Source organism: Pseudomonas lactis, from assembly GCF_001439845.1.
Taxonomy (GTDB): Bacteria; Pseudomonadota; Gammaproteobacteria; order Pseudomonadales; family Pseudomonadaceae; genus Aquipseudomonas; species Aquipseudomonas lactis.
Window position 1 is genome coordinate 304475 of sequence record NZ_JYLO01000008.1, and the last position, 12555, is coordinate 317029.

A 12555-nucleotide genomic window follows, 5' to 3' on the forward strand; every position below is an offset into this window, starting at 1 on the left:
CGCACAGTGGAACCGGAGTCAGTCATGCAACGTATCAAGGGCTACCACGCCCATATCTACTTCGACGCCAGTACGATCGAGCAGGCGCGCACGCTCTGTGAAGACGCCGCCAGGCTGTTCCCGTTGCGCATGGGCCGCGTGCATGAGCGGCCGGTGGGCCCGCACCCGGATTGGAGTTGCCAACTGGCGTTCGAGCCGGAATATATCGGCGTGGTATTGCCGTGGCTGGCGCTGCATCGCAATGGTTTGGTGGTGTTCCTGCACCCGGAAACCGGTGATGACCTCAAGGACCACACCGATTACGCCATTTGGATGGGTGCGATGCGCGAGCTGGACCTGTCGATTTTTTAAGCGTTCTTACCCGGTAAACCCGCGTCTTTCCCTAAGTAAAAACAGGAAGAGTTGTAGGATTTATCTTGCCTTATCTCATTATATGGGATTGATATTTATATATTGAGATGTTCTGCGCCGTAGGTTTATATTCGCCCATCTGCTTTTTTCAGCACCCACTCATTTCAGGTGAAGCGATGCAGGCGCAATTGATCGCGCTCGATTGGGGGACCAGCTCCCTTCGTGCTTACAAACTCGGCCCCGCGGGCGTTGTGCTGGAACAGCGCTCGCTGGCTACCGGCATCATGCACTTGCCCACAGAGCCTCGGGAAATTGCCGGTGTGCTGTGCACCGACGGCTTTGAACTGGCGTTCGATAGCGCCTGCGGCGATTGGCTCGACGCCCAGCCCAGGCTGCCAGTGATCGCGTGCGGCATGGTCGGCAGCGCACAGGGTTGGAGCGAGGCGGCCTATCGCAGCACGCCTGTGGATGTCGCCAGCCTTGGCCAGGCGTTGCATGGCATACGCAGCCTGCGCGGGGTGCAGGTGCACATCGTGCCGGGGGTGATCGAGCAAGTGGGGCTGCCCAATGTGATGCGCGGCGAAGAAACCCAAGTGCTCGGCGTACTGCAAGGGCTTGGGCCCAAGGTGCTGATCGGCCTGCCCGGCAGCCATTCCAAATGGGTCGAGGTGGTGGAAGGCCGCATTACCCATTTCGATACCTTCATGACCGGCGAAGTGTTTGCGGTGTTGAGCAAGCACAGCATTCTGGGGCGCACCCAACAGGCCAGCGAACAGTTCCAGGCCGAGGCGTTTGATCGAGGCGTGCACGTGGCGCTGTCCAACGACGGCCAGCGTGGCGTGCTCTCAACCCTGTTCAGTGCCCGTACCCTTGGGCTCACTGCGCAGCTGGCGCCCGACCAGCAACCCGATTACCTGTCCGGCTTGCTCATCGGCCATGAACTCGTCGGCCTGCCAGATTCCGCCAAACACCAGCCGATCATCCTGGTCGGCGCTGCTCCACTCTGCGCCCGCTATCAACGCGCCCTCGCCCTTTGCGGCTTTGCCCACGTCAGCCTGGCGCAAGAAGCCACCGAGCGTGGCCTGTGGCAACTGGCGCAAGCCGCCGGGCTTACTCGACCTTTACTGGAGGCCTGACATGCTCAAGCAAGCACTCGCACAAAACGGTTTGATCGCCATCCTGCGCGGCCTACGCCCCGACGAAGCCCAGGCGGTCGGCCAAGTGCTGTACGACGCGGGTTTTCGCGTGATCGAAGTGCCGCTCAACTCGCCAGACCCTTACACCAGCATCCGCACCCTGCGCGACAGCTTGCCCGCCGATTGCCTGATCGGTGCTGGCACGGTGTTGACGCCTGAGCAGGTCGAGCAGGTCAAGGCGTCCGGAGGCCAGGTGATCGTCATGCCCCACAGCGATGCCAAGGTGTTGCGTGCGGCCAAAGCGGCGGGCCTGTATTTGTCCCCTGGGGTAGCCACGCCCACCGAAGCCTTTGCCGCACTGGCCGAAGGCGCCGATGTGTTGAAGCTGTTCCCGGCCGAGCAAATGGGCCCTTCAGTGATCAAGGCATGGCTGGCGGTATTGCCGGCGGGCACGTTGCTGCTGCCGGTGGGCGGCATCACCCCGGACAACATGCAGGTGTTTACCGACGCCGGCGCCAAGGGCTTCGGATTGGGTTCCGGGCTGTTCAAGCCGGGCATGACAGTGGATCAGGTTGCGAGCCGTGCCCAGGCGTATGTCGCCGCCTGGAAAGCCCTCGGCTGAGAGCACATTCCGCGCCCACAGGCGCTGCATCTATAAGAGAGACAAGAGATGAAAATCACCAAACTGACGACCTTTATCGTTCCGCCGCGCTGGTGCTTCCTCAAGGTCGAAACCGACCAGGGTGTGACCGGCTGGGGTGAGCCTGTGGTCGAGGGCCGCGCTCACACGGTGGCCGCTGCCGTCGAAGAACTGTCCGACTACCTGATCGGCAAAGACCCACGCAACATCGAAGATATCTGGACCGTGCTCTATCGCGGCGGCTTCTACCGAGGCGGCGCGGTGCACATGAGCGCCCTCGCCGGCATCGACCAGGCGTTGTGGGACATCAAGGGCAAGGCCCTCGGTGTGTCGGTCAGCGATCTGCTGGGCGGCCAGGTGCGCGACAAAATCCGCGTGTATTCATGGATCGGCGGTGACCGCCCTGCCGACACCGCCCGTGCTGCCAAAGAGGCGGTGGCCCGTGGCTTCACGGCGGTAAAAATGAACGGCACCGAAGAATTGCAGTTTGTCGACAGCTTCGAAAAAGTCGACCTGGCCCTGGCCAACGTCGCTGCCGTGCGCGATGCGGTCGGCCCTAACGTGGGGATCGGCGTCGACTTCCATGGCCGGGTGCACAAGCCGATGGCCAAGGTGCTGATGAAAGAGCTCGACCCGTACAAACTGATGTTCATTGAAGAGCCGGTGCTCAGCGAAAACTACGAAGCGCTCAAAGAACTGGCACCGTTGACCAGTACGCCGATCGCCCTGGGCGAGCGCCTGTTCTCGCGCTGGGATTTCAAGCGCGTGCTCAGCGAAGGCTACGTCGACATCATCCAGCCGGACGCCTCCCACGCGGGCGGTATCACCGAAACCCGCAAGATCGCCAACATGGCCGAAGCCTACGACGTGGCCCTCGCCTTGCACTGCCCGCTGGGCCCGATTGCCTTGGCGGCGTGCCTGCAACTGGATGCGGTTTGCTACAACGCGTTTATCCAGGAGCAGAGTCTGGGCATTCACTACAATGAAAGCAACGATCTGCTCGACTATGTGCGAGACCCGGGCGTGTTCGACTATGACCAGGGCTTTGTGAAGATCCCCAACGGCCCGGGGTTGGGCATTGAGATCAACGAGGAGTATGTGGTTGAGCGCGCGGCCATCGGCCATCGCTGGCGCAACCCGATCTGGCGCCATGCCGATGGCAGCTTTGCCGAGTGGTGATTTTTACCTGATTGAAACGCGCTAAAAAAGGTGGGAGCTGGCTTGCCTGCGATGGCGGTGGGCCAGTCACCGCAGCGGTGCCAGTCATGCCGCCATCGCAGGCCAGCCAGCTCCCACATTGAGCGCGTTCCTTCCTCAACAAATATAAAAAGAGGCACCCCCATGCACCCTGAATCCCTCACCGGGCAGGCTTCTTTAGTCACGCCTAGCAGAAAGCGCTTTTTCATCATGGTGCTGCTGTTCATCACCGTGGTTATCAACTACCTCGACCGCAGCAACCTGTCGATTGCCGCTCCGGCGCTGACCAGCGAGCTGGGGATCGACCCGGTGCAAGTCGGGCTGATTTTCTCTGCCTTCGGCTGGACCTACGCCGCCATGCAAATCCCGGGTGGCTGGTTGGTAGACCGGGTGCCGCCGCGCATTCTCTACACGGCGGCCCTGCTGCTGTGGTCGATTGCCACCGTAATGCTCGGTTTCGCCGCCAGCTTTATCGCGCTGTTCGTGCTGCGCATGGCCGTTGGCGCGTTGGAGGCACCGGCCTATCCCATCAACAGCCGCGTGGTCACCACCTGGTTTCCCGAGCGCGAGCGCGCCACGGCTATCGGCGTCTACACTTCTGGGCAATTCGTCGGCCTGGCGTTCCTCACCCCGGTACTGGCGTGGCTGCAACATCAGTACGGCTGGCACATGGTGTTTGTGGTAACCGGTGGCGTCGGCATCCTATGGGCCGCTATCTGGTACGCGGTGTACCGCGAGCCCAAAGATTTCAAAGGCGCCAACGAAGCCGAAATCCAACTGATCCGCGACGGTGGCGGGCTGGTGGACATGCAGGCTAAAACCATCAAGGCACCCTTCAGTTGGACGGACCTGGGCATCGTGCTGAGCAAGCGCAAGCTGTGGGGCATCTACCTGGGCCAGTTTTGCCTGAACTCCACGCTGTGGTTCTTCCTGACCTGGTTCCCGACGTACCTGGTGAAATATCGTGGCATGGACTTTATCCAGTCTGGCTTGCTGGCCTCGTTGCCGTTCCTGGCCGCGTTTGTGGGCGTGCTGTGTTCGGGGGTGTTTTCCGATTGGCTGATTCGCCGTGGGGCGTCGGTGGGCTTTGCGCGCAAGTTGCCGATCATCAGCGGGCTGCTGATTTCCACGGCGATCATCGGGGCCAACTATGTGGACTCCACGGGATGGGTCATCGCGTTTCTGGCGGTGGCGTTTTTCGGCAATGGTTTGGCGTCGATCACTTGGTCGCTGGTCTCGACCTTGGCGCCTGCCCGTCTGCTGGGACTGACCGGCGGGGTGTTCAACTTCATCGGCAACCTGGCGGCGATTGCCACGCCTATCGTGATTGGCTTCCTGGCCAGTGGTTCGTCATTTGCGCCGGCCATTACCTACATTGCGGTCTTGGCGTTGCTGGGCGCGCTGTCCTACATCTTGCTGGTCGGTAAAGTCGAGCGGATCGAGCTGTAAAAGGGGCGACCTTCGGGTCGCCCTTTTTCGTTCTAAGGCACCGACATCTCGTTGCGGAAAATATAATACGGATCCCAGCGTTGCTTCGTACCCCGCAAGCGGCTTTCGATTATCGGGTCGGGGAAGAAGATCTTGTACCATTTGGAGTTTTTGCCGTTGGCCGGATTGCCGCCTACGTAGGTCATGTCGAGGTCGGGATAATTGATGTAGCAGCCTTCGAATGCATTGTTGAGCGGTACGCCCTGGGCATCGGCAAATGCGTTGAAGTACAGCCCTCGGATCCAGTCGGCATGGGCTTGATCCTCGGCGGCGCTGTCACCGCGCCAGTAACATTGCGGTTGCCACTTGAGGTAGGACGAACGCTGGGCGGCCGACGATTCCTTGCGCACTGGCGCACTGGCGGCGTTGATCTGGCCGCCGAAGGACTGAATCTGGATCAGGCTTTGTGTCAGGTGGTTGTCAGGGTCTGGCCATGTCAGGGTAGTCCAGATGGCCTGTAGCACTTGAGGGCTGAATTCCCCTTTCTGGTAGGCCGACTTATAGCGCCCGCGCTGGTTGTCTCCCGCGCCATTCAAGGTTTGCTGGCACACCAGCCAATCCAGGCGCCGGGTCGCAGCCTGGGCAGATGAGACTGAGTCGATGGGGCGCCCGCGGGCTGTGCCGGGGGGTAAATGAACCACATGAAACGGCACCAGCGACTCGGTAGCGGGCAAGCCGATGGCCGTGAGCATCTTGTCGACAAAATCATCAAACGGCGCGCGGTCGTTCAGCTCGCCGTCCTTATCCACATAATGGATGCCCAGGGTGATATTGCCTGTGTGCTCGTGGCGCATTTCCAGTTTGGTCGCCAGGCCCCAGGTGTCCGGGTTGTTCTGATGGCTGGCAAACCATAGCTGGTAAGCCACCAGCAGATTGTTTAGTGCATCCTGGGTCAGTACTGACCAATCCCACTCCAACACCAACCACAGCACCTCTTTGGGGGCCGGTGGCAAGTCCTTGAAATAATAGCTGGTGATAATGCCGAATTGCCCACCCCCAGCACCGCAGCACGCGGCGAACAGGTCCAATTCGTCCTGTTGGGTGCTGTCCCTGCTGACGTGTCGCGGTTCTAGCCCTCTGCCCTGGCTGTCGGGCACCAGGATATCGACCCCACTGAGCCAGTCACACACCAATCCATACTTGCGCGACAGCAGCCCGTAGCCACCGCCGCAAATGTGCCCGCCCAGACCTACGCTATAACATGAGCCGCCGGGCAAGGTCTTATTGGCCTGCTTGTACAACGCGCCATAGCTGTCCCAGATCTGGCTGCCGGCCTCCAGGCGAAATCGGTAGCGAAAGGGCTGCGTCGGGCTCAGTTCGGAACCGATCTGCCCGCTGGCGTCGTACACCACTCGGTTCAGCGCGCTGATTTCCAGAATCGACAGCACCTCATCCGGGCTGTCGGGCATCTTGTTGGCGACAAACCCTTCGTAGCAATGACCGCCGCTGCGTACGGTGATGCGTCCATTGGGCAGGGCCAATGCCTGGGCGGCGGCGTCCAGGATGTCTTGGGCGCTGCGGCACAGGTAAATCAGGTTGGCGCCATTGGGCGAGGACTGGCCCTGCACGTTGCCCAGGGGCCAGCGCAGGTTGAAGCCCTTTTGCAAGGTTGAGTGGCGACGGTCTGAAACAGTAATGAGATCAAATGCCATGATGTACTCCTAAGAGCCAAGAATGACTTCTGATGCGGCTAACTTAACGACCGAGGGGCAAGGACTGCGGGGCTTGCGAAGGTGGTTAGACGGCAAAGGGCACGAAGTGCGTTAAAAAAGAAGGTGGACGATATGCCCACCTCCTTTGAAGCCTAGCGTATAAGCTGCGGTCGTTGCGACGTGCAGCTTACTTGCGTGCGTTGCGCACACCTTCCGACAGCGCCGCGCACAGGGTCAGCACGCCATCAATGGCTTGCTGGTCGTTCTTGGCCGTGGCGATGTGATCGATCAGCGCCGAACCCACTACCACCCCGTCTGCCAGGCGTGCGATGGCCGCGGCTTGGTCCGGCGTGCGGATACCAAAGCCGATGCTGATCGGCAGGTCGGTATGGCGGCGCAGGCGGGTCACGGCTTCTTCGACGTGTTCCAGGGTGGCGGCACCGGCCCCGGTTACACCGGCGACCGACACGTAATACACAAACCCGGAGCTGCCATTGAGCACAGTGGGCAGGCGCACGTCATCGGTGGTTGGCGTGGTCAGGCGGATAAAGTCGATGCCTGCAGCCTGGGCCGGGTCGCACAGCTCGCCATTGTGCTCAGGCGGCATGTCCACCACGATCAGGCCGTCGACACCAGCTGCCTTGGCATCGGCAATGAACTGCGACACGCCATATTTGTGGATCGGGTTGAAATAACCCATCAACACCAGCGGGGTGTCGTTGTTGTCCTGGCGGAACTCGCGAACCATCTGCAGGGTTTTCAACAGGTTCTGCTTGGCGCCCAGAGCGCGGATATTGGCCAGTTGAATGGCCGGGCCGTCGGCCATCGGGTCGGTGAAGGGCATGCCCAGTTCGATCACGTCGGCGCCGGCGGCCGGCAAGCCCTTGAGGATCGCCAGCGAAGTGTCATAGCCGGGGTCGCCAGCGGTGACGAAGGTCACCAGGGCGGCGCGGTTCTGTTCTTTGAGTTGCGCAAAGCGGGTTTGCAGGCGGCTCATCAGTGTTTCTCCTGCTTGGACTGTTCCATATGGTGCATCACGGTCTGCATGTCTTTGTCGCCACGGCCCGAGAGGTTGACCACCATCAGGTGATCCTTGGGCAGGTTTGGCGCGCGCTTGAATACTTCAGCCAGGGCGTGGGCGCTTTCCAGGGCAGGAATGATCCCTTCCAGGCGGCAGCATTTGTGGAAGGCTTGCAGGGCTTCGTCGTCCGTCACCGAGGTGTACTGGACGCGGCCGATGTCGTGCAACCAGGCGTGTTCCGGGCCGATGCCGGGGTAGTCCAGGCCTGCGGAAATCGAGTGGGCGTCGATGATCTGGCCGTCGTCGTCCTGTAGCAGGAAGGTGCGGTTGCCGTGCAGCACGCCGGGTACGCCGCCGTTGAGGCTGGCGGCATGCTTGCCGGTTTCAATGCCATGGCCCGCGGCTTCAACACCGATGATTTCGACGCTGGTGTCATCCAGGAACGGGTGGAACAGGCCCATGGCGTTGGAGCCGCCGCCGATGCACGCCACCAGGCTGTCCGGCAGGCGGCCTTCCTGGGCTTGCAGTTGGGTACGGGTTTCCTTGCCGATCACGGCTTGGAAGTCACGCACCATCGCCGGGTACGGGTGCGGGCCGGCCACGGTACCGATCAGGTAGAAGGTGCTGTCGACGTTGGTGACCCAGTCGCGCAGGGCTTCGTTCATGGCGTCTTTGAGGGTGCCGGTGCCGGCGACCACGGGGATGACTTCGGCGCCCAGCAGCTTCATGCGAAACACGTTGGCCTGCTGGCGCTCAATGTCGGTGGTGCCCATATAGATCACGCATTGCAGGCCAAAGCGCGCCGCCACGGTTGCGGTGGCCACGCCGTGCATGCCGGCGCCGGTCTCGGCGATGATGCGCTTTTTACCCATGCGCCGGGCCAGCAGGATCTGGCCGATGCAGTTGTTGATCTTGTGCGCGCCGGTGTGGTTGAGCTCTTCGCGCTTGAGGTAGATCTTGGCGCCGCCGCAGAACTCGGTCAGGCGTTCGGCAAAATACAGCGGGCTTGGGCGCCCGACATAGTCGCGCTGGAAGTAGGCCAATTCTTCGTTAAACGCCGGATCTACCTTGGCCGCTTCGTATTCGCGGGCCAGGTCGAGGATCAACGGCATCAGGGTTTCAGCGACGTAGCGGCCGCCGAACGCACCAAACAGGCCGTTGGCGTCAGGGCCGTTGCGTAGATCGGTCTGGGACTGAGTCATGGGACGCTCCAGGAAAGAATGTGTTTAAAGGCAATGACGGTCACTCTACGCGTGACGCCTTGGCCTGAAAACCGATAAGATCGCCGCAACCTGTCAGGAAAACTCACAGATGAGCCGCGACCTCCCTCCCCTCAACGCCCTGCGCGCTTTTGAAGCCACCGCCCGCCTGAACAGCGTCAGCCAGGCAGCAGAGCTATTGCACGTGACTCACGGCGCCGTCAGTCGCCAGTTGAAAGTACTTGAGGAGCACTTGGGCGTGAGCCTGTTCGTCAAGGACGGACGCGGCCTTAAACTCACAGATGCGGGGGTAAGGCTTCGCGACGCGAGCGCGGAAGCTTTCGAGCGTTTACGCGACGTGTGCGCCGAGCTGACCCAGCGCGGCGCCGATGCACCTTTCGTACTTGGCTGTTCCGGCAGTTTGCTGGCGCGTTGGTTTATCCCTCGGCTGGGGCGGTTGAATGCCGACTTGCCGGATTTGCGCCTACACCTGTCGGCGGGCGAAGGCGATCTGGACCCGCGCCGCCCTGGGCTGGATGCCTTGCTGGTGTTCGCTGAGCCGCCGTGGCCAGCGGATATGCAGGTGTATGAGCTGGCCAGCGAGCGTATCGGCCCGGTTATGAGCCCACGCTTCGCCGATTTTGAACAGCTGCGCCAGGCTCCGGCGTCGGCACTGGCCGAGCAAGCCTTGCTGCACACCACCTCAAGGCCGCAAGCCTGGCCCAGTTGGGCACGGCAACACGGCATCGAGCCCGGCGCGCTGAGGCTCGGCCAGGGGTTTGAGCATTTGTATTATTTGCTGGAAGCGGCGGTTGCCGGGTTGGGCGTGGCAATTGCGCCAGAACCGCTGGTGGCAGAAGACCTGCGAGCGGGTCGTCTGGTGGCGCCGTGGGGCTTCAGCGAAACCCCGGCGCACCTGGCGTTGTGGCTACCCAAGCGCGCCGCGGATGGGCGCGCCGGGCAGTTGGCGCAATGGCTCAAGGCTGAGCTGTTGCGCCAACCGGTTTAACCGGTCAATCAGTCACCGCGTTTGCACAGCAGGTAAGCCGCCAGCAGGCCCAGTGCGCCCACGGCGACGCCAGCGGTCGTCCATGGATGCTCTTGAGCGTAGTCACGGGTGGCAGCGCTGGTTTCACGGATTTTGACTTTGCTTTCTTCGTAGGCGTCGCTGATCAGATGGCGAGAGTGCTTAAGTGCGTTCTCAGCATTGCTCTTCAAGGCCTTCAGCGTTTTGCGCGACTCATCGGACGCGTCGTCCTTGAGGCTCTCCAGAGATTTGAGCAGGCTCGAAATCTCGGCTTCCATGCTTTCCAGCGACGCTTTGCGTAAAGAAGTGTTGGCCATGTGGACATCTCCTGAAGTGATTGAGTGGCGTGTGTAGATACCGACTGCGCCGGTTTCAGAAAGTGCAGTAATTCTGAACTTTCGCCTCCCAACGGTCGCCTGAAGCAGTACGCACATTCGCTGCTAGTCTTGATTGACGACCTAAAGGAGAAACGCCATGAGTGATCATCACACGTACAAGAAAGTCGAACTGGTAGGCTCTTCCACCACCAGCATCGAAGACGCGATCAACAATGCCCTGGCCGAAGCCAACAAGAGCATCAAGCATCTGGAATGGTTTGAGGTGACCGAAACCCGTGGTCACATCAAGGATGGCAAGGCTGCACACTTCCAGGTCACGCTCAAAGTGGGATTCCGCATTGCCAGTAGTTGATCGGCAGAGTTGAACTTTGCCCGCTGGCCGATTGCCATAACCTGCGCTACAAACAACGGGTGCCGACGCGATGAGCGTCGGCACGCTCTTTTTGATCAGCGCAAGGAAAGTAACGGATGAAGACGTTTCTGTTGGCGGTAGGGTTGTTGAGCATTGCGGGTACCGCTATGGCGGCGGGCAAGCCTTGTGAGGAGCTGAAAAGCGAAATTGCCGCGCAAATCGACGCCAAGGGTGCTTCGGGGTATTCGCTGGAAGTGGTGGACAAAGGTGCTACGCCAAGTGACCACAAAGTAGTTGGCACCTGCGAAGGTGGCACCAAGGAAATTGCCTACAAGCGCGGTTAATCTCGTGTTGTGGACATAAAAAACCGACGCAAGTGCGTCGGTTTTTTTCGCCTGGATTTCAGCCCTTCATCACTTGTGCAAGCAGCTCGTAGGAATGAATCCGATCGGCGTGCTCATACAGGTCACTGGTAAAAATCAGCTCATCGGCGCCGGTCTGCTCGATCAACACCTCCAGCTTGCCGCGAATCTTCGCCGGGCTGCCCACCATGGCCAAACCAAGAAAGCTACCGACCGCGTCTTTTTCATGGGGCAACCACAGGCCGTCCATGGTTTTTACTGGAGGGCGCTGCACCAGGCTCTGGCCGCGCATCAACGCGAGAATACGCTGGTACACCGAGGTGGCCAGGTAATCGGCCTGCTCATCGGTGTCGGCTGCCACCAGCGGAATGCCGAGCATCACGTAGGGCTTATCCAGCACGGCTGAAGGCTTGAAGTGATTGCGATACACGCGAATCGCCTCATGCATCAAGCGCGGCGCGAAATGGGAGGCGAATGCGTAGGGCAAGCCCCGCTCGCCAGCCAATTGCGCACTGAACAGGCTTGAACCCAGCAGCCACACCGGCACATTGGTGCCGGTGCCCGGTACCGCGATAACCCGTTGGTCGGGCGTACGCGGGCCCAGGTAGGCCATCAACTCGGCCACATCTTCGGGGAAGTCATCGGCACTGCCGGAGCGTTCACGGCGTAGGGCGCGGGCGGTCATCTGGTCGGAGCCGGGCGCGCGCCCCAGGCCCAGGTCAATACGGCCAGGGTAAAGGCTTTCCAAGGTGCCGAACTGCTCGGCGATCACCAGTGGCGCGTGGTTAGGCAGCATCACGCCGCCGGAACCCACGCGAATGGTCGAGGTGCCGCCTGCCAGGTAACCGAGCAGTACCGAGGTGGCCGAACTGGCGATACCGTCCATATTGTGGTGCTCGGCTACCCAGAAACGGTGGTAGCCGAACTTCTCCACATGCTGGGCCAAGTCCAGGGAATTACGCAGGGACTGCGCCGGGTTGCCGTCGGCGCGCACGGGCACCAGGTCAAGGGTCGAGAATTTTACGTCGGACAGCGATTTCATAAGCCTGCTTCTCCAATTGGGCGCACAGGCTTTTTTAAACGAGCCAAAACCTGCCGCTGCATGTGCATACCCTATGCAATGAGGGCATATACCCGAGATTCAATAGGGGGCTCTGAAATTTCCTACTGGATTGCTAGGTTTCTCTTACAAGTGAACTTTGCTTTGACGTCTATCCTCAGAACCTTACTGACGCAACACCACCGTTCGAGGAGAAAGCTATGAGTATCGTTAAAAAGGCATCCGCGCATTGGGAAGGCGACCTGAAGACTGGCCTGGGCTCCATTTCCACGGAAACCGGCGTGCTGCGCGAAGCGCCCTACGGCTTCAAGGCCCGTTTCGAGGGCGGCAAGGGTACCAACCCTGAAGAACTGATCGGCGCAGCTCACGCCGGCTGTTTCTCCATGGCGTTTTCCATGATTCTCGGCGACGCTGGGCTCAAGGCTGACAGCATCGACACCCAGGCCGAAGTGACCCTGGACCAGGTCGAGGGCGGCTTTGCGATTACAGCAGTGCACCTGATCCTGAAGGCCAAAATCCCAGGCGCGAGCCAGGCGCAGTTCGATGAACTGAGCAAAAAGGCCAAGGAAGGGTGCCCGGTCTCCAAGGTACTGAATGCAACCATCACCTTGGATGCCACGCTGGTCAACTGACACGGCAGTCATCTTATGTGGGAGCGGGCTTGCTCGCGAATGCGGTGGATCAGCCGATATCTTCGGTGACTGATACTCCGTATTCGAGAGCAAGCCCGCT

The 12555-nt window shown here is 60.6% G+C and carries 14 protein-coding genes; 9 read left to right on the forward strand and 5 right to left on the reverse strand.

What is annotated here, in order from left to right; all coding sequences use genetic code 11:
* Positions 1-24: 24 nt before the first annotated feature.
* From TX24_RS15680 to TX24_RS15700, 5 genes are all read left to right on the forward strand, one after another.
* A complete protein-coding gene (locus TX24_RS15680; protein ID WP_003187292.1) occupies positions 25-351 on the forward strand; it encodes a DOPA 4,5-dioxygenase family protein in 327 nt (108 codons plus the stop codon).
* A 176-nt stretch (positions 352-527) separates the two neighbouring features.
* Positions 528-1487 carry a 2-dehydro-3-deoxygalactonokinase gene (locus TX24_RS15685; protein ID WP_003187294.1) on the forward strand — a complete coding sequence of 320 codons (960 nt, stop codon included), beginning with the start codon at positions 528-530 and terminating at the stop codon, positions 1485-1487.
* A gap of 1 nt (position 1488) precedes the next feature.
* Positions 1489-2109, forward strand: a complete 621-nt coding sequence (locus TX24_RS15690; RefSeq protein WP_057710642.1) for a 2-dehydro-3-deoxy-6-phosphogalactonate aldolase — start codon at positions 1489-1491, stop codon at positions 2107-2109.
* 48 nt (positions 2110-2157) lie between these two features.
* Positions 2158-3306: a galactonate dehydratase gene (gene dgoD / locus TX24_RS15695; RefSeq protein WP_003187297.1), complete on the forward strand. Its 1149-nt coding sequence runs from the start codon at positions 2158-2160 to the stop codon at positions 3304-3306.
* 162 nt (positions 3307-3468) lie between these two features.
* Positions 3469-4773 carry an MFS transporter gene (locus TX24_RS15700; RefSeq protein WP_003187298.1) on the forward strand — a complete coding sequence of 435 codons (1305 nt, stop codon included), beginning with the start codon at positions 3469-3471 and terminating at the stop codon, positions 4771-4773.
* A 32-nt stretch (positions 4774-4805) separates the two neighbouring features.
* Here the strand turns inward: TX24_RS15700 and TX24_RS15705 are convergent, their stop codons facing one another.
* The 3 genes from TX24_RS15705 to trpB all read right to left on the reverse strand — a co-directional run bounded on the left by TX24_RS15705 (position 4806) and on the right by trpB (position 8687).
* Complete coding sequence (locus TX24_RS15705) at positions 4806-6464, reverse strand: FAD-binding protein (protein ID WP_057710643.1); 1659 nt, start codon at positions 6462-6464, stop codon at positions 4806-4808.
* Positions 6465-6651: 187 nt separating this feature from the next.
* Complete coding sequence (gene trpA / locus TX24_RS15710; RefSeq protein ID WP_003187300.1) at positions 6652-7461, reverse strand: tryptophan synthase subunit alpha; 810 nt, start codon at positions 7459-7461, stop codon at positions 6652-6654.
* Positions 7461-8687: a tryptophan synthase subunit beta gene (trpB, locus tag TX24_RS15715; RefSeq protein ID WP_003187301.1), complete on the reverse strand. Its 1227-nt coding sequence runs from the start codon at positions 8685-8687 to the stop codon at positions 7461-7463. Before trpB ends, trpA begins: the two co-directional genes overlap by 1 nt.
* 109 nt (positions 8688-8796) lie before the next feature.
* On the opposite strand from trpB, the gene TX24_RS15720 reads away from it, so the two are divergent.
* Entirely contained in the window at positions 8797-9693 is an 897-nt protein-coding gene (locus tag TX24_RS15720) for a LysR family transcriptional regulator (RefSeq protein ID WP_034134137.1), read from the forward strand.
* 8 nt (positions 9694-9701) lie between these two features.
* On the opposite strand, the gene TX24_RS15725 is transcribed toward TX24_RS15720, so the two are convergent.
* Positions 9702-10028 carry an ElaB/YgaM/YqjD family protein gene (locus TX24_RS15725; RefSeq protein WP_003187304.1) on the reverse strand — a complete coding sequence of 109 codons (327 nt, stop codon included), beginning with the start codon at positions 10026-10028 and terminating at the stop codon, positions 9702-9704.
* Between the two features lie 157 nt (positions 10029-10185).
* Between TX24_RS15725 and TX24_RS15730 the strand changes: the two genes are divergently transcribed.
* Together TX24_RS15730 and TX24_RS15735 are read left to right on the forward strand one after the other, a co-directional pair.
* Complete coding sequence (locus tag TX24_RS15730; protein ID WP_005783406.1) at positions 10186-10401, forward strand: dodecin; 216 nt, start codon at positions 10186-10188, stop codon at positions 10399-10401.
* A gap of 116 nt (positions 10402-10517) precedes the next feature.
* Complete coding sequence (locus TX24_RS15735; RefSeq protein ID WP_034134138.1) at positions 10518-10745, forward strand: DUF1161 domain-containing protein; 228 nt, start codon at positions 10518-10520, stop codon at positions 10743-10745.
* 58 nt (positions 10746-10803) lie between these two features.
* On the opposite strand, the gene TX24_RS15740 is transcribed toward TX24_RS15735, so the two are convergent.
* Entirely contained in the window at positions 10804-11805 is a 1002-nt protein-coding gene (locus TX24_RS15740; RefSeq protein WP_014716309.1) for an LLM class flavin-dependent oxidoreductase, read from the reverse strand.
* Between the two features lie 218 nt (positions 11806-12023).
* Here TX24_RS15740 and TX24_RS15745 point away from each other — a divergent pair, with 218 nt between their 5' ends.
* Positions 12024-12455: an OsmC family protein gene (locus tag TX24_RS15745; RefSeq protein WP_003187311.1), complete on the forward strand. Its 432-nt coding sequence runs from the start codon at positions 12024-12026 to the stop codon at positions 12453-12455.
* Positions 12456-12555: the final 100 nt, after the last annotated feature.

What these genes read in the sequence shown, in the direction of transcription:
- TX24_RS15680 (WP_003187292.1), top strand. Translation starts at nt 25, where the DNA reads ATGCAACGTATCAAGGGCTACCACGCCCATATCTACTTCGACGCCAGT.
- TX24_RS15685 (WP_003187294.1), top strand. Translation starts at nt 528, where the DNA reads ATGCAGGCGCAATTGATCGCGCTCGATTGGGGGACCAGCTCCCTTCGT.
- TX24_RS15690 (WP_057710642.1), top strand. Translation starts at nt 1,489, where the DNA reads ATGCTCAAGCAAGCACTCGCACAAAACGGTTTGATCGCCATCCTGCGC.
- dgoD (WP_003187297.1), top strand. Translation starts at nt 2,158, where the DNA reads ATGAAAATCACCAAACTGACGACCTTTATCGTTCCGCCGCGCTGGTGC.
- TX24_RS15700 (WP_003187298.1), top strand. Translation starts at nt 3,469, where the DNA reads ATGCACCCTGAATCCCTCACCGGGCAGGCTTCTTTAGTCACGCCTAGC.
- TX24_RS15705 (WP_057710643.1), bottom strand. Translation starts at nt 6,464, where the DNA reads ATGGCATTTGATCTCATTACTGTTTCAGACCGTCGCCACTCAACCTTG.
- trpA (WP_003187300.1), bottom strand. Translation starts at nt 7,461, where the DNA reads ATGAGCCGCCTGCAAACCCGCTTTGCGCAACTCAAAGAACAGAACCGC.
- trpB (WP_003187301.1), bottom strand. Translation starts at nt 8,687, where the DNA reads ATGACTCAGTCCCAGACCGATCTACGCAACGGCCCTGACGCCAACGGC.
- TX24_RS15720 (WP_034134137.1), top strand. Translation starts at nt 8,797, where the DNA reads ATGAGCCGCGACCTCCCTCCCCTCAACGCCCTGCGCGCTTTTGAAGCC.
- TX24_RS15725 (WP_003187304.1), bottom strand. Translation starts at nt 10,028, where the DNA reads ATGGCCAACACTTCTTTACGCAAAGCGTCGCTGGAAAGCATGGAAGCC.
- TX24_RS15730 (WP_005783406.1), top strand. Translation starts at nt 10,186, where the DNA reads ATGAGTGATCATCACACGTACAAGAAAGTCGAACTGGTAGGCTCTTCC.
- TX24_RS15735 (WP_034134138.1), top strand. Translation starts at nt 10,518, where the DNA reads ATGAAGACGTTTCTGTTGGCGGTAGGGTTGTTGAGCATTGCGGGTACC.
- TX24_RS15740 (WP_014716309.1), bottom strand. Translation starts at nt 11,805, where the DNA reads ATGAAATCGCTGTCCGACGTAAAATTCTCGACCCTTGACCTGGTGCCC.
- TX24_RS15745 (WP_003187311.1), top strand. Translation starts at nt 12,024, where the DNA reads ATGAGTATCGTTAAAAAGGCATCCGCGCATTGGGAAGGCGACCTGAAG.